Source organism: Psychrobacter sp. TB67 (assembly GCF_000511065.1).
Lineage (GTDB): Bacteria > Pseudomonadota > Gammaproteobacteria > Pseudomonadales > Moraxellaceae > Psychrobacter > Psychrobacter okhotskensis.
Genome location: NZ_AYYA01000039.1, coordinates 22,825 through 43,304, shown reverse-complemented (window position 1 = coordinate 43,304; position 20,480 = coordinate 22,825). Strand labels below are relative to the sequence as shown.

At 44.2% G+C, this 20,480-nt stretch carries 20 protein-coding genes; 11 read left to right on the top strand and 9 right to left on the bottom strand.

Going from position 1 to position 20,480, the window contains the following annotated elements; all coding sequences use genetic code 11:
• Positions 1–16 precede the first annotated feature (16 nt).
• Positions 17–1,600 (bottom strand): flavin-containing monooxygenase, encoded by a 1,584-nt coding sequence (locus tag W293_RS0105795; protein ID WP_025651529.1) that lies wholly within the window; start codon positions 1,598–1,600, stop codon positions 17–19.
• Positions 1,601–1,677: 77 nt separating this feature from the next.
• Positions 1,678–2,391 (bottom strand): RluA family pseudouridine synthase, encoded by a 714-nt coding sequence (locus W293_RS0105790; RefSeq protein ID WP_025651528.1) that lies wholly within the window; start codon positions 2,389–2,391, stop codon positions 1,678–1,680.
• A gap of 460 nt (positions 2,392–2,851) precedes the next feature.
• On the opposite strand from W293_RS0105790, the gene trxA reads away from it, so the two are divergent.
• The 3 genes from trxA to W293_RS0105775 all read left to right on the top strand — a co-directional run bounded on the left by trxA (position 2,852) and on the right by W293_RS0105775 (position 5,519).
• Complete coding sequence (gene trxA, locus W293_RS0105785; RefSeq protein WP_025651527.1) at positions 2,852–3,178, top strand: thioredoxin; 327 nt, start codon at positions 2,852–2,854, stop codon at positions 3,176–3,178.
• 537 nt (positions 3,179–3,715) lie between these two features.
• The gene (gene rho, locus W293_RS0105780) at positions 3,716–4,984 is read left to right on the top strand and encodes a transcription termination factor Rho (RefSeq protein WP_025651526.1); all 1,269 of its coding nucleotides are present in this window, start codon (positions 3,716–3,718) and stop codon (positions 4,982–4,984) included.
• A gap of 298 nt (positions 4,985–5,282) precedes the next feature.
• Complete coding sequence (locus W293_RS0105775) at positions 5,283–5,519, top strand: glycine zipper 2TM domain-containing protein (RefSeq protein ID WP_025651525.1); 237 nt, start codon at positions 5,283–5,285, stop codon at positions 5,517–5,519.
• A 128-nt stretch (positions 5,520–5,647) separates the two neighbouring features.
• Here W293_RS0105775 and W293_RS0105770 read toward each other — a convergent pair whose 3' ends face one another.
• Positions 5,648–6,532 carry a neutral zinc metallopeptidase gene (locus W293_RS0105770; protein ID WP_025651524.1) on the bottom strand — a complete coding sequence of 295 codons (885 nt, stop codon included), beginning with the start codon at positions 6,530–6,532 and terminating at the stop codon, positions 5,648–5,650.
• 538 nt (positions 6,533–7,070) lie between these two features.
• Here W293_RS0105770 and W293_RS0105765 point away from each other — a divergent pair.
• Positions 7,071–7,427: a hypothetical protein gene (locus tag W293_RS0105765; RefSeq protein WP_025651523.1), complete on the top strand. Its 357-nt coding sequence runs from the start codon at positions 7,071–7,073 to the stop codon at positions 7,425–7,427.
• A gap of 180 nt (positions 7,428–7,607) precedes the next feature.
• Here the strand turns inward: W293_RS0105765 and W293_RS0105760 are convergent, their stop codons facing one another.
• The 5 genes from W293_RS0105760 to rpmI all read right to left on the bottom strand — a co-directional run bounded on the left by W293_RS0105760 (position 7,608) and on the right by rpmI (position 13,030).
• The gene (locus tag W293_RS0105760) at positions 7,608–7,907 is read right to left on the bottom strand and encodes an integration host factor subunit alpha (RefSeq protein WP_010197859.1); all 300 of its coding nucleotides are present in this window, start codon (positions 7,905–7,907) and stop codon (positions 7,608–7,610) included.
• A 516-nt stretch (positions 7,908–8,423) separates the two neighbouring features.
• Positions 8,424–10,835 carry a phenylalanine--tRNA ligase subunit beta gene (pheT, locus tag W293_RS0105755; protein ID WP_025651522.1) on the bottom strand — a complete coding sequence of 804 codons (2,412 nt, stop codon included), beginning with the start codon at positions 10,833–10,835 and terminating at the stop codon, positions 8,424–8,426.
• A gap of 104 nt (positions 10,836–10,939) precedes the next feature.
• Positions 10,940–11,995 carry a phenylalanine--tRNA ligase subunit alpha gene (pheS, locus tag W293_RS0105750; RefSeq protein WP_037026232.1) on the bottom strand — a complete coding sequence of 352 codons (1,056 nt, stop codon included), beginning with the start codon at positions 11,993–11,995 and terminating at the stop codon, positions 10,940–10,942.
• A 357-nt stretch (positions 11,996–12,352) separates the two neighbouring features.
• Positions 12,353–12,709 (bottom strand): 50S ribosomal protein L20, encoded by a 357-nt coding sequence (gene rplT / locus W293_RS0105745; protein WP_025651520.1) that lies wholly within the window; start codon positions 12,707–12,709, stop codon positions 12,353–12,355.
• Between the two features lie 123 nt (positions 12,710–12,832).
• The gene (gene rpmI, locus W293_RS0105740; RefSeq protein ID WP_025651519.1) at positions 12,833–13,030 is read right to left on the bottom strand and encodes a 50S ribosomal protein L35; all 198 of its coding nucleotides are present in this window, start codon (positions 13,028–13,030) and stop codon (positions 12,833–12,835) included.
• 638 nt (positions 13,031–13,668) lie between these two features.
• Between rpmI and W293_RS0105735 the strand changes: the two genes are divergently transcribed.
• The 7 genes from W293_RS0105735 (at position 13,669) to W293_RS0105705 (ending at position 19,998) form a co-directional block, all read left to right on the top strand.
• Positions 13,669–14,112, top strand: a complete 444-nt coding sequence (locus tag W293_RS0105735) for a thioesterase family protein (RefSeq protein WP_025651518.1) — start codon at positions 13,669–13,671, stop codon at positions 14,110–14,112.
• Between the two features lie 153 nt (positions 14,113–14,265).
• Positions 14,266–15,120 carry a bifunctional phosphoribosyl-AMP cyclohydrolase/phosphoribosyl-ATP diphosphatase HisIE gene (gene hisIE, locus W293_RS0105730; RefSeq protein WP_025651517.1) on the top strand — a complete coding sequence of 285 codons (855 nt, stop codon included), beginning with the start codon at positions 14,266–14,268 and terminating at the stop codon, positions 15,118–15,120.
• A 235-nt stretch (positions 15,121–15,355) separates the two neighbouring features.
• On the top strand, positions 15,356–15,625 hold the full coding sequence (gene tatA, locus W293_RS0105725; RefSeq protein WP_025651516.1) for a Sec-independent protein translocase subunit TatA: 270 nt from the start codon (positions 15,356–15,358) through the stop codon (positions 15,623–15,625).
• A gap of 62 nt (positions 15,626–15,687) precedes the next feature.
• Positions 15,688–16,386, top strand: coding sequence for a Sec-independent protein translocase protein TatB (gene tatB, locus W293_RS0105720; protein ID WP_025651515.1), 699 nt, complete (start codon positions 15,688–15,690; stop codon positions 16,384–16,386).
• The gene (gene tatC / locus W293_RS0105715; RefSeq protein ID WP_025651514.1) at positions 16,386–17,243 is read left to right on the top strand and encodes a twin-arginine translocase subunit TatC; all 858 of its coding nucleotides are present in this window, start codon (positions 16,386–16,388) and stop codon (positions 17,241–17,243) included. Before tatB ends, tatC begins: the two co-directional genes overlap by 1 nt.
• Before the next feature lie 171 nt (positions 17,244–17,414).
• The gene (locus W293_RS0105710; protein WP_025651513.1) at positions 17,415–18,914 is read left to right on the top strand and encodes a UvrD-helicase domain-containing protein; all 1,500 of its coding nucleotides are present in this window, start codon (positions 17,415–17,417) and stop codon (positions 18,912–18,914) included.
• Positions 18,915–18,978: 64 nt separating this feature from the next.
• The gene (locus W293_RS0105705; RefSeq protein WP_025651512.1) at positions 18,979–19,998 is read left to right on the top strand and encodes a tRNA dihydrouridine synthase; all 1,020 of its coding nucleotides are present in this window, start codon (positions 18,979–18,981) and stop codon (positions 19,996–19,998) included.
• 47 nt (positions 19,999–20,045) lie between these two features.
• Here W293_RS0105705 and W293_RS0105700 read toward each other — a convergent pair whose 3' ends face one another.
• Positions 20,046–20,471: an MAPEG family protein gene (locus W293_RS0105700; RefSeq protein WP_025651511.1), complete on the bottom strand. Its 426-nt coding sequence runs from the start codon at positions 20,469–20,471 to the stop codon at positions 20,046–20,048.
• Between the last annotated feature and the right edge of the window lie 9 nt (positions 20,472–20,480).

Genomic DNA, 20,480 nt, shown 5'->3' with positions numbered 1-20,480 from the left:
TGGGCGCTAACGCAAATTAACGGCTAAAACGTAACCAGTCATCTTTTATTTTACGGTACTTGAGCATGATACGGTCGCTGACATAGTTGTTGGTCACGTGCCAAGGATAACGATCACCTTGCTTGGGCAGCTCATCTTTCGCCCGCTGCACATAGCCCGCCGATAGCGCACCCATCACCATATCAGGCTGAACCTGCACTTTCTCATGCTTGGTCTCAGCTTTTGGCACAGCGACCTGATAACGATGGGTCTGCATATAATCAAGTAGTCTTACAATATACTGAGAGGCTAAGTCCACCTTTAAAGTCCACGAAGCATTGATGTAACCGAACATCACGGCCATATTGGGCACGCCCTCAACTAGGACTGCTTTATACGTCATGCGTGCGCCCACATCGACAGGCTGACCATCGATATATAAGGCTGCACCGCCGAGCATTTGCAACTTCAATCCGGTTGCGGTGACAATAATGTCAGCATCGAGATGTTTGCCTGACTCAAGCATGATACCCGTTTTGGTGAAGTGGCTGATTTGATCAGTGACTACCGCGGCTCGTTTGCTATGCAAGGCATTAAATAAATCACCATCTGGCACCGCACATAGTCGCTCATCCCACGGATTGTAAGCCGGTACAAAATGATCAACCTTCACGCCACTACCCTTTAGCTCTTTTTTTACACCATGGGTTAACAGCGCTTTTAACACTTTCGGTGCGTGGGTAGCAAATTGATAAACACCTTGCTGTCTTAAGACGTTACGCGTCCGTAGCAGCGTATAAGCTTGCTGTTTTGATAAAGGCGAAAATTTAGCAGACAGCCAGTCAAGCGCATAATCATCACCGGGTACGCTTGCCACATAAGTCGGCGAACGTTGCAGCATCGTGACATGGCGCACGCATTGACCATCGTCTTTATTGACCATCGCAGGCAGCAAGGTCATTGCTGTAGCGCCGCTACCGATAATGACCACTTTTTTATCATCATAATCGACATTCTGCCAATGCTGCGGATGGACAATACGACCTTGGAAATCTTCTTCCTTTTCAAAATACGGTTGATAGCCTTGCTCGTAGTCGTAATAGCCCGTGGCACCGACGACGAAGTTGGCACTCAAGGTAGACATCTCGCCGCTTGCATGATTTTTAATCGTGGCTGACCACCGTTGATCGCGACTGGACCACGACAATTGCTGGACTTCATGCTGATAGCGAATATGTTCCGACACGCCAAATTCGCGCGCCGTGTCTGCGATATAGCGCTTAATATCCTCACCCGCTGCCAACATGCGATGATCCAACCACGGTCTAAAACTATAGCCAAAGGTCAGCGCATCAGAATCTGAGCGAATCCCAGGATAAGTGAATAAATCCCACGTGCCGCCTAAATCTGAGCGTTTTTCTACCACGATAAATGGCGGCGTTTTTGCCGCCTTACGCGGCTGCTTCTTTGGCTTGCGTTGTTGTAAACGACACGCCATGCCGATGCCAGCAATCCCCGCACCAATGATCAGCACATCACAATCTACTGGCGGCGTTGCTGGTGATTTTTTGCGTTTAAAGCGCTTGTTGATGGCTTGTTTGGTGGCGTTGATACCAAGCATAATACGATCCTTGTTTTTACATGACGGGTTTTAATTTGCATGATGGCTTTTACATTATCAATTTAATGACAGAGCTTTTAAAAAGGGCTGGGGCTTTCCCAATCCATCCACGCGCCAAGCGTAGGATGTTTGAGGCGCAATTGCTGCGCATGCAGATTGAGTCGCGGTGCAATCGTTAGGGCCTCCCCTTCAGCATAAATGGGATCGCCAATCATGACGTGACCGACGTGTACCATATGGACACGTAACTGATGGCTACGACCAGTGACCGGCTTTAGCATCACGCGCGTGACCGGCTGACCATTGCAATCCTCATGTGCCAGCACTTCATACAAAGTGAGCGCGTGCTTTGACCAGTCGTGGTCGACGATATGGCGCGGTTTGGTGCTTGGCTCATAGCGCACTGGCACTGAGATTTTACCTGTTGCCCCCACGCTTTCCCACGCGCCAAAAACCCGTGCTTGGTACTTCTTTTGTGGTAACCGTTCAATAAATTGCTTACTGATATTGGTTTGTGCCTCGGCATTTTTTGCAAAAATGAGCAGCCCTGAGGTATCCATATCCAATCGATGAATCAATTTAACCGTAGGATTGGCACGTTCAAGCCGCGCGAGCAAACTCACCTTTAGGGTTTTACCATCGACACTTAATAATCCTGCTGGCTTATCGACCACCCAGATGTCATCATCTTCATAGACGGTAACGGCTTGCGCAAATTCTTGAAAAAATTCAAGCGGATAGGCCTTTTCTTGGGCGTTAAGAGTCAGGATTTTGTCGTCAGTAAAAGGCATAAAAAAAGCTACTTATATTATTGGACTTAAAGTTGGGGACTAGCGTGTATCAAAAAGCCAAGCTGACAATAGCATCTGAATTGAATTATCTACACTGAAGTATACAAACTGAATACTGACACTAAGTCTTTTAGCTAACGTTGAAACTGAAACTGAGCATAAAAACAATCTTAGCGCACAAAGCCAAGGTCAGGTGTGAGTGCAAAACTAAAATGACAACAGAGGATGCAAGTGACAGATAGAACATAACCTGTTTAGTTATGTTTCGATTTATTGTGCTAATAGTAATTGTTAAGCAATTTAACCAGCTGGCGTCTGCCAATCGTTGCCAAACATGTTAATATAATGGCACATTTTCACCCCTTCTAAACAATTCTTTGACCACCAACTGATTTATTATTAAACCGATATATAGGTCGATGAGTGGTGATAGAAGTAATAAAACAAGAGAGATAAAATTATGTCAGACCTTATTGTACATACTACCGATACAGACTTTGATCAAGACGTTCTACAATCAGACGTACCTGTACTAGTAGACTTCTGGGCTCCATGGTGTGGTCCTTGTAAAGCCATCGCCCCTATTTTAGAAGATCTAGCGACTGAGTACCAAGGCAAAGTCAAAATCGTCAAAGTCGATGTGGACAGCAACCCACAAGCCGCTAGTCGCTTTGGTATTCGTAACATCCCAACGCTATTTGTCTTTAAAGACGGCGAAAAAGTTGACTCAGTCATGGGCCTACAACCAAAAGCTGAATTGGCTAAAGTACTAGATAAGCATCTATAAATGATCCTTGCTGGTCTTAAATCACTTAAACACTAGTCAGCATATAGATGGTCAGATCGATTAAAAAAGCCGTTATCTATACAAGATAATGGCTTTTTTGCTTATTTTTTATGCAAAAAGTGCAATTATACGACTTTTTTGGCAAAATTTATTGACAACGCTATTGTGAAGACCGTATAGTCTGCTGACAAGAGAAAACCAACTGTTTTCCTAAGTATCTTGTCGCTATTCTCCTCGTGTTTATCAACAAAAACACAATCGTCATTATAAACACCATTGCTGAACAAAATGACTAAACGCAATTACTGATATTGAGTTTTTGACGCAGACTCTTATGTAGCCTTTTTTATCCTTATTTCTTATTACCTTGCATCCAATGATGACAATGCGTACATAAGCAGACATATAAAACCAAAACTACATAAACTACAGCGCTGTGCACACACCCATATCATCATATTACCGTTATTTTAATCACTGTCGTGATTTGTGCTGCTAATGGCATCTCTCATCTGATCAATTGCTAATGACCTATCTATGAATCTAACTGAATTAAAGAAAAAATCAATCGCTGAGCTATTGGCCATCGCCAAAGAAATGGGCCTTGATAATATGGCACGTAGCCGTAAACAAGACATTATCTTTGCTATCCTAAAAACCCATGCTCGTAACGGTGAAGCCATCTACGGTGATGGTGTGCTTGAGGTTCTCCCTGATGGTTTTGGCTTTTTACGCTCATCTGAAGGCTCTTATTTGGCAGGCCCTGATGATATCTATGTCAGCCCAAGTCAAATCCGTCGCTTTAGCCTAAAAACGGGCGACAGTATCGCTGGCACTATCCGCCCACCAAAAGACTCTGAGCGTTATTTTGCGCTATTAAAAGTCGGCGAAATCAACTTTGATACGCCAGATCGCTCACGTCATAAGCTCATCTTTGAGAACTTAACCCCACTATTCCCGACTGAGCAGTTAAAGCTTGAGCTGGGTAACGGTACAACCGAAGACTTGACTGGTCGTATCATTGATCTGATTGCCCCGATCGGTAAAGGGCAGCGTTCTATCATCGTTGCACCGCCAAAAGCGGGTAAAACGATGCTGCTACAGACCATCGCCCAGTCAATTACTCGCAATAACCCTGAGTGTTATCTCATTGTTCTATTGATTGATGAGCGTCCAGAAGAAGTCACCGAGATGGTACGTACGGTACGCGGTGAAGTGGTTGCTTCAACCTTTGATGAGCCGCCACAACGTCACGTACAAGTGGCGGAAATGGTCATCGAAAAGGCCAAGCGTTTGGTTGAGCATAAGCAAGATGTGGTCATCTTACTTGACTCCATCACCCGTCTTGCTCGCGCCTATAACACCGTTATCCCGTCATCAGGCAAAGTATTGACCGGTGGTCTAGACGCCAACGCCCTTGAGCGTCCGAAGCGTTTCTTCGGTGCAGCGCGTAACGTTGAAGAAGGCGGCAGCTTGACCATTATTGCCAGTGCGCTGATTGATACTGGTAGTAAGATGGATAGCGTCATTTTTGAAGAATTTAAGGGAACTGGTAACCAAGAGATTACGCTTGAGCGTGACTTGGCTGAAAAGCGTGTCTTCCCTGCGATTAATATCAAAAAATCTGGTACTCGCCGCGAAGAGCGTTTGCTAGACGAAGACAAACTACGTAAGGTTTGGATTTTACGCAAATTGCTGCAGCCGATGGATGGTGTACAAGCCACTGAATTTTTATTGGATCGCTTAAAAGAAGCGAAAACCAATGACGAGTTCTTTGAGCAAATGAAACGTAAATCTCAAAACTAATCGTCTTATCGTTGCTATTATACAAAAAGACCGCTTGCTTATAAGCGGTCTTTTTTATGACTCACATAAGTAATAGAGATGAAAACAGTTAGCGTATTATCGAATCAAATACAATAAACCTCATCAAAAGCACTACCATCGATACAGTGAAGCAACATCTTTTACACTCTATTTGCAAAGGTTAGCGTTTTTACCACGACTAGAAAGGTATTAAACGACTACTATGAAAAGTAGTAAAACGTATTCAAAAATATCGTGTATATTGTATTTTTAATTTAACAACTTAACAGGTGACATTATGAAATTTGCTAAAACATTTGCAATGACAGCTATTACTAGCTCAGCACTAATCATGACTGGTTGTAACTCAGGTCCATACGGCAATGCAAGCAACACTGTAAAAGGTGCGACTGCTGGCGCTGCTGCTGGTGCCCTTATCAGAAGCAAAGGCGATAGCAAAGATATCGCACGTGGCGCACTAGCTGGTGCAGCACTTGGTGGTGCTGGTGGTTACATCTATGACCAAACCAAATAATTGGTTATAAATATCGAAGCTATTAAGCGATAGCGGTAAGAATAAAAAGCCTGCAAATCATTGCAGGCTTTTTTGTGTCTAATAGATCATTGATGACTTTAAGAATATTCTTACAACGCGCTACTATCTCACAATGCGCCACTAAAGGTATCACAAGTCTGCACACTGCCACTCTCTAGACCACGAGTGAACCATTGAACGCGCTGTTGACTGGTACCATGAGTAAAGTTATCAGGAACTACCGCTCCACCGCTAGCACGTGCCAGACGATCATCACCGATTTGGCTGGCAGCATTGATGGCTTCATCTATATCGCCTGCTTCTAAGAACTGGACACGCGCTTGGTTACGCTGCGCCCATACCCCTGCGAAGCAATCAGCTTGTAGTTCTTGTAACACGGAGAGCTTATTGGCTTCTGCACGCGTGACTTGACGACTGGCTTCACTGACCTGCTGAGTAATACCCAATAGTGTCTGTACATGGTGGCCGACTTCATGTGAAATCACATAGGCTTGGGCAAAGTCACCTGCCTTACCTTCATTATCTTGACCACCAGAGTCTTGCTGATCACCTGCGATGCCTAGATTTTGACGCATCTCTACGAAAAAAGACGTATCTAAATAAACCGTCTGGTCACCTGGACAATAAAAAGGTCCTGTCGCTGCCGTGGCACTGCCACAGGCTGAACTGACTTGTCCATTAAAAAGAATTAACGACGGTTCCTGATAAGTACTACCGCCCTCATTAAATATTTGATGCCACACTTCTTCTGTATCAGCGAGCACGACTTTCACAAACTGTGTATCACGGTCATCACTGGTCGCCGGCTCAGTCGAGGTACTACTACCACCAGCCACTACTTGACCCGTCTGTAAGGCTGTCATGGGGTTGACCCCAAACACTAACCACAAAATACCCGCGATAATAATACCGCCAATACCACCACCGATCATCTTGCCACCGCCGCTACTCGTACGTACGTTGGAGCTGCCTCGTCTGCCTTGCCATTTCATAATCTTACTCCAGAAACATACGATACATCCTGCTATTCGTATGGATAGTTATTCATGTTATATAATTTTTGAATCGCTTTTGCTACAACCATGCTTGTTAGTTATCTAAAGCTTGGTCCTATTTTTATCATTTCTTTTTGCAATACTTACCTATCCTTAACAATATTTACCTAGCCTTAATAAGACATTAATTTTATGCCTGTACTATTTAAGGTAATCCGTCTAAGCGTATATATTTAAAAGAAAATATTAAACAATAATGGACGTTTATTGGGTCTAAAAACAGCTTGGTTTTGGTTAATTATACGTAGATTCATTGAAGTTGTTGTATTAAAAATTATATTAGATGAGCTATGTAAAATACTTTTTACAATTTTATTGTTACTCAATTGTACAAGGTCTTTTCATTTGAAAAGAAAACATATAGAATGCGTGGAAGCTGAGTAGCTGTGACTAAGACTAGTTGAATTCTGAGACATCTCGGACATTCAACCTTTGTCGCTGCTACTGCTCATTTCATTTTTCCGGAGAAAACCATATGAAACTTAAATTACTTGCTCTAGCTGGTATCATGACTGCAACTATGGGCCTTACTGCCTGTGATAGCAACAAAGAAAACGCTGCTGAAGATTTATCTGACGCGCAAGAAGAAGTGCAAGATGCTTCTGAAGAGCTAAACGAAGCTGCTGCTGAAGGCGAAGTTACTGCTGATGCTGAAGCTGCTGTTGCCGGCGCTGAAGCTGACATCGCTGATGCACAAGCTGCAACTGCTACTGACGAAATGGACGCTGAAGTTCCTGTAGACGGTACTACTACTAGCGTAGACGTAGCTAGCGAAACTGATACTGCTGTTGCAGCATCTGACGAAGTTGTTGTTGAAGAGCCAGCTCAGTAATTTTATCGTCTCGACGGTAAACATACTGTAGTAAAAAAAGAGAGCCTATGCTCTCTTTTTTTATGTCTGCTATTTAGTATATTTACAACTATAGAGCACTCATGTCAGTTTTAACAACATCGCGATATTATAAGATCTCGCAATGGCAAGCGTTAGGTAGGACTCAGTAGCTGCTATTTACTACTCATCAAATAGGCGCTCATCAACCTGTTGACGAAATTTTTGCCCTGTTTTAAAGGTGACCACACGACGTGCTGATACTGCCACGGGCTCCCCTGTCTTAGGGTTACGTCCTGGACGGCTGCTTTTATCTTTAAGCTCGAAGTTGCCAAAGCCTGAAAGCTTGACCTCGTTGCCATCAATCAAACTCTCTGACAATTCATCAAAAAAATTCTCTACCAAACAGCGGCCTTCTTGGCGTGTCAGGTTCAGATGACTCATCAAATGCTCAATCATGTCAGATTTGGTTAAGGTGCTCACAGTACGACTCCTATGCTATGTCGTGATGTCGAATATCATGGATTAGCGGTATCAGGTTAATCTTAGGGTCTGTTGAATATTCAAATATGACACTGGCAGCAGCTATTTTTTAGACAATACGCAGTGAAATTTTGGACGCCTAGTTATTCTAGGTTAGACAATTTCGCCAGATATTGGCAAAAAATAGCCCTGCCCTAAAAGGCTGATGCTAAAATCACCCCAAACGTTGTTGTAAACCTAGCTAAGGTCTCGACATTATCGTCGGTTTACGCCTAGTTTGATGCGACTTTAGCGATCAGCAGTCCTAATATTTGAGTGTTCAACAGACCCTAGTCATTATAAAGGTTTTTTACCGTCTTTTTAATAAAGTCTGCATTAAAATCCTTTATTAATAACCACTTAACTTTTTTTACAAATAAAATCTATCGATAAGACAAAAAACGCTATAAATAGCAATGCCCTATAGCCTCACAATTATAAAGGCTACAGAGCATGCTCTACTATTAATGCTAAATGCTAGCTGTCACGCAACTTCGCAGCATGTTGCTCAGTTAAAGCTCGTACCACTTTGTCAGTCGCGGTTTTGACTGCTTCATCAGACAAGGTCTGTAACCTATCCTGCCATACCAAAGCAAAAGCCAATGAACGCTGCCCAGTTGGTACATTGTCGCCTTGATAGACGTCAAACAACCATAGGTCAGTCAATAGCTCACCTGCTGCCGTGCGTATCGTCGACTCTAAGGTCTGCAAGCTAATATCGCTATCTACTAAGATAGCAATATCGCGACGTACTTGTGGGAATTTACTTGGCGTGGTAATCGCATCTTGTTCACGAGCAAGTGTTAGTAGCGGCGCAAGTGATAATTGAGCCACCCACGTAGCTGGCAAATCTAACTGCTTAGCGGTGTTAGGATGCAATTGACCCAACCAGCCGACATACTCATTATCGATATAGAGTTTTGCGCTTTGACCCGGATGCAAGAAGGCAAGCGCACTACGCTCATAGCGGATGCGGGCGCTATCGATTTGCGCTGGTAGCAATTGTTCGATGTCGTGTTTGAGGTCATAAAAGTCTAACGCACGGTTTTGATACGCTTGCTCGTCCCAAATGTCACCCACTGCGACCAATGCAATACTTGGCGTTTGTACCAATTCGCCAATACTTTGACCGACAAAGCTAAGACCCGTTTCAAAGAAACGGACACGTGGCTGCTGACGATTGAGGTTATATTGTACACAAGGCAATAAGCTTGATAGCAAAGTACGGCGCATCACCGCCAAGTCGCTAGAGATAGGATTGGCCAGTGCCAACACTTCTCCAAGCGCTTTATCATCGAGCAAGGCTTCTATTTTTGCATCACTAAAACTAAAGCTAATGGCTTCCATATAGCCATTATTGACCAAGGCCAGCTTCATTTCATGCGTTAAGTCCGCAGTATCGTCATAATCCATGCTGACTTGCAAATGCGGCAACACACTCGGAATATTGTCATAACCGTAAATACGGGCAATCTCTTCGATTAAGTCTTCCTTAATACTCATATCAAAGCGATACGATGGCGGCGTACAAATCAGGCTGTCCGCTTGCTGCTCTACCTCAAAGCCCAATTGGGTTAAGATACGTACCATCACTGCTGGTTCAATCTCAATACCGATGACATCGCGTACTTTAGAGATTGGCAAGGTAATGGGCGCACGTGCTGGCAGGTTTTCATTACTTTCTGCTTTTACTATTTGCCCGGCTTGACCACCAGTGACACTGGTAATCAAATCAACAGCGCGTGCCAAAGCAAGCTCTGGTAATTCAAAGTCTACCCCGCGCTCAAAGCGTTGTGAGGCATCGGTATGCAAACCAAAACGGCGGGCGCGAGCGGCAATAGCAAGCTGACTAAAGAAAGCGCTTTCTACAACAATATTGGTGGTGCTATCCGTGACACTGCTACGTTGACCACCCATAATGCCGGCAAGCGCAAGTGCACCTTTATCATCAGCAATGACCAACTCATCACCCGTTAGAGTAATGGTTTGCTCATTTAATAAAGTGAGGGTCTCGCTAGGCTGTGCCAAACGTACCACGATATCGCCTTCAATGGTATCAGCATCAAACGCGTGTAGCGGCTGACCCAATTCCATCAATACATAGTTGGTCACGTCAACCAAGAAGTTATGCGAGCGTAATCCTGACTGTATTAGCGCATCTTGCATCCATCTTGGGGTGTCGATGCTACGATCAATATTACTGATTGATTGTAGTAAATAGCGCGGGCACGCTTCAACTGCACTAACTGTGACAGCTGGCGTAGTAGTAGAAACGTTATCAGTAACTGCCACGTTGGCAGGAATTTTAGGCTGCTGCATCGGTAAATCGTTGATAACCGATATCTCGCGCGCAATACCGCGTACGCTGAAGCAGTCGCCACGGTTTGGGGTGATAGAGATATCCAGTATTTGGTTATCGAGACCTAAATATTCACGGATATCCATACCGACTGGTGCATCAGCTGGTAGCTCAAGCAGGCCATCGATATCGTCCACCAAATCAATTTCAGAAGCACCGCAGAGCATACCGTTAGAGTCGACACCACGCAGGTTGCCATTTTTAATTTTAAAGCCTTTCTTGTCATCGCTTGGGAGCACTGCCCCAACGGTCGCAACAGGTGCTTTCATACCGACGTAGACATTGGGCGCGCCGCAAACGATTTGTAACAGCTCAGCGGCACCAATATTCACCTGCGTAACGCGCAGTTTATCAGCATCTGGATGTTGCTCGACGCTGATGACTTCACCGACGACCACACCACTAAAGGCACGGGCAACCGCAAAGCGATCGTCAATCTCAAGCCCTGCCATGGTAAGTTGTTCAGCCAATTGCTCACTGCTATTGTTTGGATTTACCCACTGACGTAGCCACTGTTCGCTAATTTTCATAAATATCTCGGATCAGAATTTTATAATAAAGATTTTGGATTAAAGGTTGGCGAATCAACTTGTTGTATTAACAAGGAGCACTTTTTATATGAACAAGGAGCGCTCTAGCCAAACTGTTTTAAGAAGCGTACGTCGTTTTGGAAAAACAGGCGCAAATCGTCAATGCCGTAGTACAGCATCGCAAAGCGCTCAATACCCATACCAAAAGCAAAGCCGGTGTATTTATCGCTATCAATACCGCAGTTGGTTAGCACTTGTGGATGTACCATACCGCAGCCCATGACCTCAAGCCATTTACCATTATCATCGAGGATATCGACTTCAGCAGAAGGCTCAGTGAATGGGAAAAATGACGGACGAAAACGAACAGTCAATTCTTTAGCAAAGAACGCTTCTAAGAACTCACTAATCAAGCCTTTTAGCTCAGCAAAAGTGCTCGATTCAGTAACCATTAAACCTTCTAACTGATGAAACATCGGCGAATGGGTTTGGTCCGAATCATTACGATAAACGCGACCTGGACAGATGATACGAATCGGAGGTTCATTCTTTTCCATGGTACGAATTTGCACGGGACTGGTATGCGTACGCAATAGATAGTGCGCATCGAAGTAGAAGGTATCGTGCATCGCCCGTGCTGGGTGATGCGAAGGGATATTAAGCGCTTCAAAGTTATAATAATCGCTTTCAACTTCAGGGCCAGTTGCGACATTAAAACCTGCTTGTATAAAGTACTGCTGCATACGCTGAGTAATCATCGTTACTGGATGCAAGTGACCTTTTTGGCCACCGCGAGCAGGCAAAGTGATATCAATGCTTTCGCTTGCAAGCTTAGCATTTAGTGCAGCCACTTCTAGCTGCTGCTGCTGCGCCGTCAATGCATCTTGAATACGGCTACGGACTTGATGTAACCAGCCGCCATAGGTTTTTTTGTCATCGCTACTGAGTTTACCCATCTGCTTTGACCAGCCAGTTAGCGGGCTCTTTTTGCCTGTCAATTGTACGCGCAAATCTTGCAGCGCACGTACATCAGTTACTTGTAGGATCAACGCTTCAGCAGCACTGGCCAGCTCAGTGAGCTGAGCTTCAGTTAGCTCGCTGAGCTCTGTAGACAAGGTCGGTAGCGCCGACAAATCGGTGGTAGCAGCAGGGGTAGTCATAAGACGCATTCTTCCTGATTTAAACGGACTATTAGTAATAGTGATTTATAATTGTAGAGATTTGACCAAATATTGCAAACCATTTACCCATTCATTGTAAATTAAAGACGTGTTACAGAAATGGCTTGAATATTTAGACAATGAAAAGTGCAACTTCCCTAAAAGCGTTTTGCATCATAACGGTAATAAAACCGACCGTAAAATAATTTAATATAAAAAAAGCCACCGACCAGCGGTAGCTTTTATTAATATCGACCTATTAATCAATATTAGTCCTATCCATTTAGATAATCCCTTATGAGTAAGTAACTATAGATAATCACTTAACAAGCGGCATGCCTAAAGGACAGTTAATATTTATGCTAGGGCTGCTTTTGCTTTTTCGACCAAGGCTGTGAAAGTTGCTGCATCATGCATAGCGATGTCAGCAAGTACGCGACGATCAACAGTGATGTTAGCCAATTTCATGCCATTGATAAAGCGGCTGTAGCTTAAACCGTTTAAGCGTGCACCAGCATTGATACGTGCAATCCAAAGACGACGGAAAGTACGTTTTTTGTTGCGACGGTCACGATAAGCATATTGACCAGCTTTGGTCACTGCTTGTACCGCTACTCGGTAAACACGTGAACGGGCACCGTAGTAGCCTTTTGCGCGCTTCAAGATTTTTTTGTGACGACGATTCGCCTGTACACCACGTTTTACACGGGCCATAAATTACTCCAAGATATTGTTAAGCGATTAACGATGTTATGAAATGAATGTTAGTAAATAACAGACATCGTTGTCAGATTGCAAAGTCATATATTCTAATTAAAAATAGATGACGATAGTCGACTAGAGGTATGGGCACATGCGACGAACTGCTGCTTCGTCAGACTTGTCCACCATCTTTAGACCGCGCAACTGGCGAATACGCTTAGCTGATTTCTTGGTCAAGATATGGCTTTTGAAGGCTTGCTTACGCTTAAAGCCATTCGCTGTTTTTTTGAAGCGTTTAGCTGCACCGCTTCTGGTTTTCATCTTATTTTTCATGATGATTTGCCTCTTTGTCTTTAATAGAACCTGGTCGTCAAATAGTCAATAACGAATAGTGGCTTTAAAAACAACCACTAAACCTCTATTTGCCTCGAGGTGGGAGGCGCTATTCTAGCAGATAGTGCGCTGTTTTGCCAAGGAAAGTTTTGGCCCTACCTTAATAGGTTCTATCTGGTTATTATTAGGGTCTATTGAACATTCACAAATAGCCGCTGCCAGTGCCACATTTGAATGTTCAATAGACCCTAATAAATCATGATTTTTTTTGCAAATAGATTGAATGTCAGCTTGAGCTGTGCTTAAGTAGAGACTAAGCGGCGCTATACCTTAAAGCGACGATAAACGACGCCATTTATCGCCTATATTTGTCTTGGATTATACGCGGCTCGTTGCTTTTGGACTGCTAGGGCGTGTCCTCATTTTAGAAATGGTCATAAAAATGAGATAAATTGCCGTCAAATGAGGAAAATAGCGAAAATAATATCAGGATATTAATCAGCTATTTGACGATGTTTGGCAAAATTTAGCCATTTTTAGCCCATTTAGAGACAAGCGCTTGAATTGAGGACACGCCCTAAGCTCGCTTGCCAAGCGCTCAAAAAATTGATTATGGACAATCATTCTAGGAGAAAGCGTTGTCAAACCAAGAATTAAACTTTGATGACGGAATATTTGTGTTTGAAACGGTGATGCGCGTGCGCAATACCGAAATTGATATGGGTCAACATTTAGCCCTAGAGTCATTGACCGGTTTGCTGACGGAAGCTATGCAGCGTTTTTTATACGCCAAAGGTATTAAAGAGATTAACGCTGATCATCAAGGCTTGATTATTAATGAGTTACAGCTGAATGTTTTCAGCTGTGTACGGGCGCGTGAAGAGCTTTTGTTTGAGGTGGGCGTTGAGCCACTTTATGATAATGGCGGCAATATCGTGTTCAAAGCCACACGCATGCACAATGGCGAAATAGTGGCAAAGGCCAGACAGCATTTTGTCAATTATGACTTTCGCCTTAATAAAGTAACCACGCTGGATAATACGATTAAAAAAGCCTTGTATCCGCAGTTGTTCGAGCTCTGATAAACACTGATATAACCCATCAATTTACGTAGTCCATCAATAGACGCAAGCTATTTATTTATCTTATCAGTAGATAGCCAATACTGATATTGACTTTTATTGCTGACCACTTAATTATTGACCACTTCCTAATTATAAGACGACAGACAGATTATGACTTTACCTGCTTGGCTAACTGCCATAAAGTTTAACGCTGATGGTTTGATTCCTGCGATTGCTCAAGACCATGCGTCGGGGCGCATTTTGATGATGGCGTGGATGAATGCTGAAGCGCTTCAATTAACGGCACAAACAAAAACCGCCGTGTATTTTTCACGTTCGCGTGCCAAGTTATGGCATAAAGGCGAGTCATCAGGACATACTCAGACAGTCCATGATATTCGCTTAGATTGTGATGCCGATGTGATTGTGTTGAGCGTGACTCAAGCTGGGGGTATCGCCTGCCATACGGGTCGCGAGTCTTGCTTTTATCAGCGTTTGGATTTGTCTGGGCAAACGCCGCAATGGCAAACTGTCGATAAGGTATTAAAAGACCCTGCAGATATTTATCAATCAGATAAAACCGCCAGCGCTACTGATCACAACCACGATACTGCTGCGCTTAATGCGGATAATGCTAATAACGCCGCTGAAAATCATAATACCCAAACGGACAATACCTCTATTTTGCAACAGCTTGATAAGGTATTGGCAGAGCGCAAGCAAGCAGACGCTGACAGCTCTTATGTGGCAAGCTTATACGCAAAAGGGTTGAATAAAATCCTAGAAAAAGTGGGCGAAGAAAGCACAGAGAGTATCATCGCTGCCAAAGATTTTGCCCATTGTGATGAAAATACGGACAAAGCGCAATATGACGAAGCGCGGCACGAGCTTATCTACGAAGTGGCCGACGTTTGGTTTCATACTTTGGTTGGGCTGGCATGGTTCGATATAGAGTCGGACGCGGTGTTGAATGAGCTGGGACGACGCTTTGGACTATCAGGCATCGATGAAAAAGCGGCTCGATAACTTGTGAAATCACAAAGATAACTTGTGGAACTCTAGAATAAGCATCTTCCTTGTTTGATTATTATTGCTTTCACCTTTTTGTCACCTTTCACCTTTTTGTCACAATGGTAGGTTATAATATAGCTCTTTTTAGCTTCGCATCTTACGTCTATATTTTTTGTTTAATAGACCTATATTCTATAAAATAAAGGCATTCATATATAGATATCGCAACCAAGACATTAAGGATACCATTATGGGCAGTTTTTCCATTACGCATTGGCTGATATTATTGGTGGTAGTGGTGGTCGTATTTGGCACCTCAAAGCTTAGAAATGCAGGCAAGGATTTGGGCGGTGCTGTTAAAGGCTTTAAAGAGGCAGTCAAAGACGAAAATGCAGAGCATGCCAAAAAACAGGTGGTTCTCGATCATGATGGCAATGCACACCCAACAGATCGCGCCGCAACCAATAAAGTGAAAGATAGCGATATTGACACTGTGCCTGTTGACGATAAGCACCATTGATAATACCGAGTATAGTGCTGGGTATAATACTGCTAGCATCTAGATAGTGATAATCAACCATTATGTTTGATATTGGGTTTTCTGAATTACTGCTCTTTGGCGTTATTGCCTTAATTGTCTTGGGTCCAGAAAAACTGCCCCAAGCAGCGCGTACTGCTGGGCAATGGTATGCTAAAATTCGCCGTACGGTCTCTACGTTACAGTCTGAAATAGAGGCTGAGCTTGACTTGGCTGAAACGCGGCAACAAATGCAAAAAGAGCTGGCTAAAATCCGTGAGACTGAGGCGGAGATGCGGCGTGAGATGGCAGAAATGCGCGGCAGTATGCAAGAGTTTGAGTCTTCACAGAACCAGACTCTAAAAGCTGCGCATGACCCAGACGCTGACCATGCTAATAATGACAAAAGCAATCACCAGCAAGATGCTAGCGGTCAAAAAAACACGCCATCTATCACGCCCAAGGTATTCGACTACGCCTACGGTCAGGACGAAACAGCAACAGATTCTGAGCAATTGCTGAAACACGCTACTGACGACGAAACCTCAAAAACTGCCTCTATTGCTAATACTCAACCAATTACTCAAGCCATCACCACCAAGCCATGGGAAAACATGTGGTTTCGTTTGGGCGCTTATGATAAGGCACGACGCTTACCTGCAGCGCCCTATTTACCAAACTATAAAGCAGATATGTTACTAAACCGGCCTTTAGACAGCGCTTTAAACAAACAGCTTTCTGTTAATAAGCAGGAGACTGATTAGTGGGTTTATTTAAACGCAAAAAGAGTCGCCAAGAAAAAGTCGCTGACGCAGACCGAGAGCAAGTAGCTGATACCGCGATTGATGAGGACTCTAATGACATATTAGCCTCACTCGCTGATATGCCAATCACTGAGCATCTGATTGAGCTACGCTCGCATTTAATCAAAATATGCGTGGCAGTGTTGGTCATATTTTTAGCGTTAGTTGGGTTTTCGCGCGAGCTCTATAATTTTTTATCCGATCCATTGGTCGCTCAGCTACCCGCCAATTCGACCATGATTGCCACGGATATCACCTCCAATTTCATGGCGCCGATACGCCTGACCGTTTTTGTCGCTGCCTTCTGTGCCATGCCCTATATTTTGTATCAGATTTGGTCATTTGTCGCACCGGGGTTGTATAAAAAAGAGAAAAAAATCGCGATTCCTGTGCTTGCGTCATCAATTTTTTTATTTTATGCGGGTGTGGCTTTTTCTTACTTTATCGTGCTCAAAGGCGTGTTGAAATTCTTTATCATGTTTGCGCCGCAGAATGTCTTGCCGATGACGGATATCGACAGTTATTTAAGCTTTGCACTTAAGCTGTTTATGGTGTTTGGCCTGACTTTTGAGATTCCAGTGGTGACCTTACTGTTGATATTGGTGGGCATTGTCTCCATTCAAAGCCTAGAAGAGAAACGTCGCTATATTATTGTGGGTTGTTTTGCCGTGTCAGCAGTCGTTACACCGCCTGATGGTGTGTCGATGTTGTTACTCGCCATTCCCATGTGGCTATTGTTTGAGTTAGGGCTGCTATTAGCAAAAATCTTAATCAAAGAAAAGCCTAATTCTGATTCGGCAGCCGTAGATAACGAGTAAAAAAACACAGCCCCTATAGTAATTGTTTTCGACTGTCCTCTACCCCATTTATTAGCTTAGTAGTTATTAGCCTTACTAAGCGTCATCATTGTCCGCCAGCCATTGTTTATCCAGTGGCTTTTTTTACCCCCATGGTTTTTACTCACTTTTAGTCTTTTAGGTAGTTTTATTATGTCCGCATCTATGCCAGCTTATATGAGCGATCCCACTGATGAGCAGCTGAGCGCGCTTAATATGGCAATGGATCACAAGTCATTTAAAGTGGTCGCTTATGCAGGCGCAGGTAAAACAACGACGCTGAAGCTGATCGGTGAACGCTTACGTGGGCGCGGCTTATATCTAGCCTTTAACAAGGCGATTGCCAACGATGCGCGGCAAAAATTCCCCGGTCACGTGGATTGCCGTACCTTTCACTCACTCGCCTATCGTCATGTCGCCCGTGATATTACCGCCAAACTGTCGTTGCCACGCTTTTCACCCAAACGTCTGGGTGATGATTTGGGCTTACAACCGGTGCAAGTACGTCGGCAAATGGATGGGGTTAATAAATATATCACCCTCACGCCAGCACGCTTGTCGCGCTTCGTTAGTGATGCGGTGAACAATTTTTGTAGTACGCATGCCAGTTATCCTGCACCACGGCATATTGAATTTCCAAGTTGGCTCGATGATTCTGATGCCGAGCAGCTGCGCGAGATGCTCTACCCCGCCGTTGAGCAACGCTGGCTACAATCGATTGATGCGCGCCATCCGGCTGGTATTGGGCATGATATCTATCTTAAATTATGGGCATTATCCAAGCCCAGTATTCCTGCGGATTTCATCTTGTTTGATGAAGCGCAAGATGCCGACCCCTTAATGATGGGGATTTTGACCCAGCAGCCACGGCAGGTGATTTATGTCGGCGACGCCCATCAGCAGATTTATGAGTGGCGCGGCGCGGTCAATGCGATGAAAAAGCTGCCATTGCCGCAGACCTTGTTGACGCAGTCGTTTCGCTTTGGTGAACCGATTGCTGAGATTGCCAATACTTTGCTCAAAGCCTTGCAAGAAGACGTACCGTTAAAAGGCAACCCCAATAAGCAGTCTTCTACCGAAAAAGGCATGGTACACAGTAAAAAAGATGCCATCCTATGTCGTACCAATGCGGCAGCAATGTCGCAGCTATTGACTGGTCTTAAACTCGGTCACCGAGTGGCACTACAAGCGGATACCGATCGCATGCTTAAGTTCTGTCAGGCAGCCGAGAACTTAAAAAATGGTAAATCGGCGTATGGCGTGCCCGAGCTCGCATATTTTTATAATTGGGGTGACGTACAAGAATACTCTGAAACCAACGAAGGCAGTGACCTTAAAACCTTGGTTAAACTGGTCGACGACCATGGCACCAATGTTTTGAGCCAAGCCGTCAACAGCTTATCCAGTATTGAAAATGCTGACTATGTCATCTCAACCGCGCATAAAGCGAAAGGTCTTGAATGGGGAAAGGTGCAATTAGATGATGACTTTTATTATGATGTGACCACTAATGCGGTCAAAATCAGCCCAGAAGAATTGCGTTTGCTCTATGTCGCTTGCACACGCGCGCAAAGTAATTTGGACATCCATCATATCAAAGACTTGATATCAGGATTGCAGACGGGTAAAAAAGTGATTTTTGGCAATACTTAATGTTGCTCGAGCTCACACTTTATCGCCTTTGTCATTCTCAATTTATAATGTTGACTCTCCGATCATGAATCATAATCAGCAACTTCAGACACGCCAAAACACCATACAACAGTTATTTGCTAATCCCGTTCGCCTGCTCGCGCCAATGGAAGGCTTGACCGATCCGTTGATGCGGCAAATTCTAACGCAAATTGCGACAGATTTAGGTCGTCCTTATGATTGGTCAGTGAGTGAATTTATTCGCGTCACCCAAACTGTCTTGCCCGCGCATGTGTTTTATAAGTACGTGCCAGAGCTGCATTATGATGCCAAAACTGCATCCGGTACGCCGATTCATATTCAGCTACTCGGTAGTGACGCGCAGTTGATGGCTGACAATGCCGCTTATGCTGCCGAGCTTGGGGCGCCGGCCATTGATATTAACTTTGGTTGTCCGGCTAAAACGGTAAATAGCCATCGTGGTGGCTCAGTGCTGCTTGATGAACCTGAAGTCATGTACGAGATAATCAACACAGTAAGAACAGCCGTACCTACTGACATTCCAGTCTCAGCCAAAATACGTTTGGGCTATACCGACACCAGTCGTATGGATGACATCAAAGCTGCAATTGCTACAAGTGGTGCAGACTGGCTAACCATTCACGCACGAACAAAAACCCAAGGCTATAAACCGCCCGCTTACTGGGACAAGATTCAAAGTTTTAATGCGCTTAATATTCCCGTCATTGCCAATGGTGAAATATGGAACGCCGAGCATGCACAGAATTGTATGACGCAAGCGGGGACCAATCATTTGATGTTAGGTCGCGGCGCGGTTACTCGTCCCGATTTGATTGCGCAGGTTGATGGCCATAATAATGATGCAGAAACATTGACCGCCTTAGTCTGGGAAGACTTAATCGGGCATCAGATTAAGTTTTTAGAAGGTGCCGCAAAAAGCGATGTGGTATTGGTCGGACGTTATAAGCAGTGGTTAGCGATGCTCACCAAAGGCTATAGCGAGGCAAAGATATTGTGGGACCGTATAAAGCGAGAAAAAAATAAAGCAGCTATTATTAGCGCACTACGAATGAGTGTCCGATAATAATACCTGCCTTTATTCTAAACTGGTCTTTTGATAAAAAACGAACGCTAGACGCTTACCCGAATGGCCAGATAAAAAAGCATCAAACAACAGGCAATTGATAATACCCAAAGTATCGAGCGAAACGTTGCCAAATTAGTAATATATGCCACGCAATAGCCAACCCTAATCAGCACATAAAGCCAAGCCAGCGTGTTGATAATTGATTGCGGTACAAAGAACAACATCGCCACCAATACCGCTGCCAAAAATACGGGTAATGTCTCATAGCTGTTTTGCTGAGCGGCATTAGCACGTGCTGCTGCGCCAGTCGTACTGTGTAAAAAGTCACGCGGATGCGCATTGTCAGCCAAGTTAAAGCCACCAATGGCTTTCGCAGTCAGTGCCATCGCGAGTGGTAACAGGCTTGCCACCACCATCGCCCAAATCGCTGACGCTGCGGTATTAGGGATCAACCCAAAGAGTGCATTCATTAGTCTATT

What these genes read in the sequence shown, in the direction of transcription:
- W293_RS0105795 (WP_025651529.1), bottom strand. Translation starts at nt 1,600, where the DNA reads ATGCTTGGTATCAACGCCACCAAACAAGCCATCAACAAGCGCTTTAAA.
- W293_RS0105790 (WP_025651528.1), bottom strand. Translation starts at nt 2,391, where the DNA reads ATGCCTTTTACTGACGACAAAATCCTGACTCTTAACGCCCAAGAAAAG.
- trxA (WP_025651527.1), top strand. Translation starts at nt 2,852, where the DNA reads ATGTCAGACCTTATTGTACATACTACCGATACAGACTTTGATCAAGAC.
- rho (WP_025651526.1), top strand. Translation starts at nt 3,716, where the DNA reads ATGAATCTAACTGAATTAAAGAAAAAATCAATCGCTGAGCTATTGGCC.
- W293_RS0105775 (WP_025651525.1), top strand. Translation starts at nt 5,283, where the DNA reads ATGAAATTTGCTAAAACATTTGCAATGACAGCTATTACTAGCTCAGCA.
- W293_RS0105770 (WP_025651524.1), bottom strand. Translation starts at nt 6,532, where the DNA reads ATGAAATGGCAAGGCAGACGAGGCAGCTCCAACGTACGTACGAGTAGC.
- W293_RS0105765 (WP_025651523.1), top strand. Translation starts at nt 7,071, where the DNA reads ATGAAACTTAAATTACTTGCTCTAGCTGGTATCATGACTGCAACTATG.
- pheT (WP_025651522.1), bottom strand. Translation starts at nt 10,835, where the DNA reads ATGAAAATTAGCGAACAGTGGCTACGTCAGTGGGTAAATCCAAACAAT.
- pheS (WP_037026232.1), bottom strand. Translation starts at nt 11,995, where the DNA reads ATGACTACCCCTGCTGCTACCACCGATTTGTCGGCGCTACCGACCTTG.
- rplT (WP_025651520.1), bottom strand. Translation starts at nt 12,709, where the DNA reads ATGGCCCGTGTAAAACGTGGTGTACAGGCGAATCGTCGTCACAAAAAA.
- rpmI (WP_025651519.1), bottom strand. Translation starts at nt 13,030, where the DNA reads ATGAAAAATAAGATGAAAACCAGAAGCGGTGCAGCTAAACGCTTCAAA.
- hisIE (WP_025651517.1), top strand. Translation starts at nt 14,266, where the DNA reads ATGACTTTACCTGCTTGGCTAACTGCCATAAAGTTTAACGCTGATGGT.
- tatA (WP_025651516.1), top strand. Translation starts at nt 15,356, where the DNA reads ATGGGCAGTTTTTCCATTACGCATTGGCTGATATTATTGGTGGTAGTG.
- tatB (WP_025651515.1), top strand. Translation starts at nt 15,688, where the DNA reads ATGTTTGATATTGGGTTTTCTGAATTACTGCTCTTTGGCGTTATTGCC.
- W293_RS0105710 (WP_025651513.1), top strand. Translation starts at nt 17,415, where the DNA reads ATGTCCGCATCTATGCCAGCTTATATGAGCGATCCCACTGATGAGCAG.
- W293_RS0105705 (WP_025651512.1), top strand. Translation starts at nt 18,979, where the DNA reads ATGAATCATAATCAGCAACTTCAGACACGCCAAAACACCATACAACAG.
- W293_RS0105700 (WP_025651511.1), bottom strand. Translation starts at nt 20,471, where the DNA reads ATGAATGCACTCTTTGGGTTGATCCCTAATACCGCAGCGTCAGCGATT.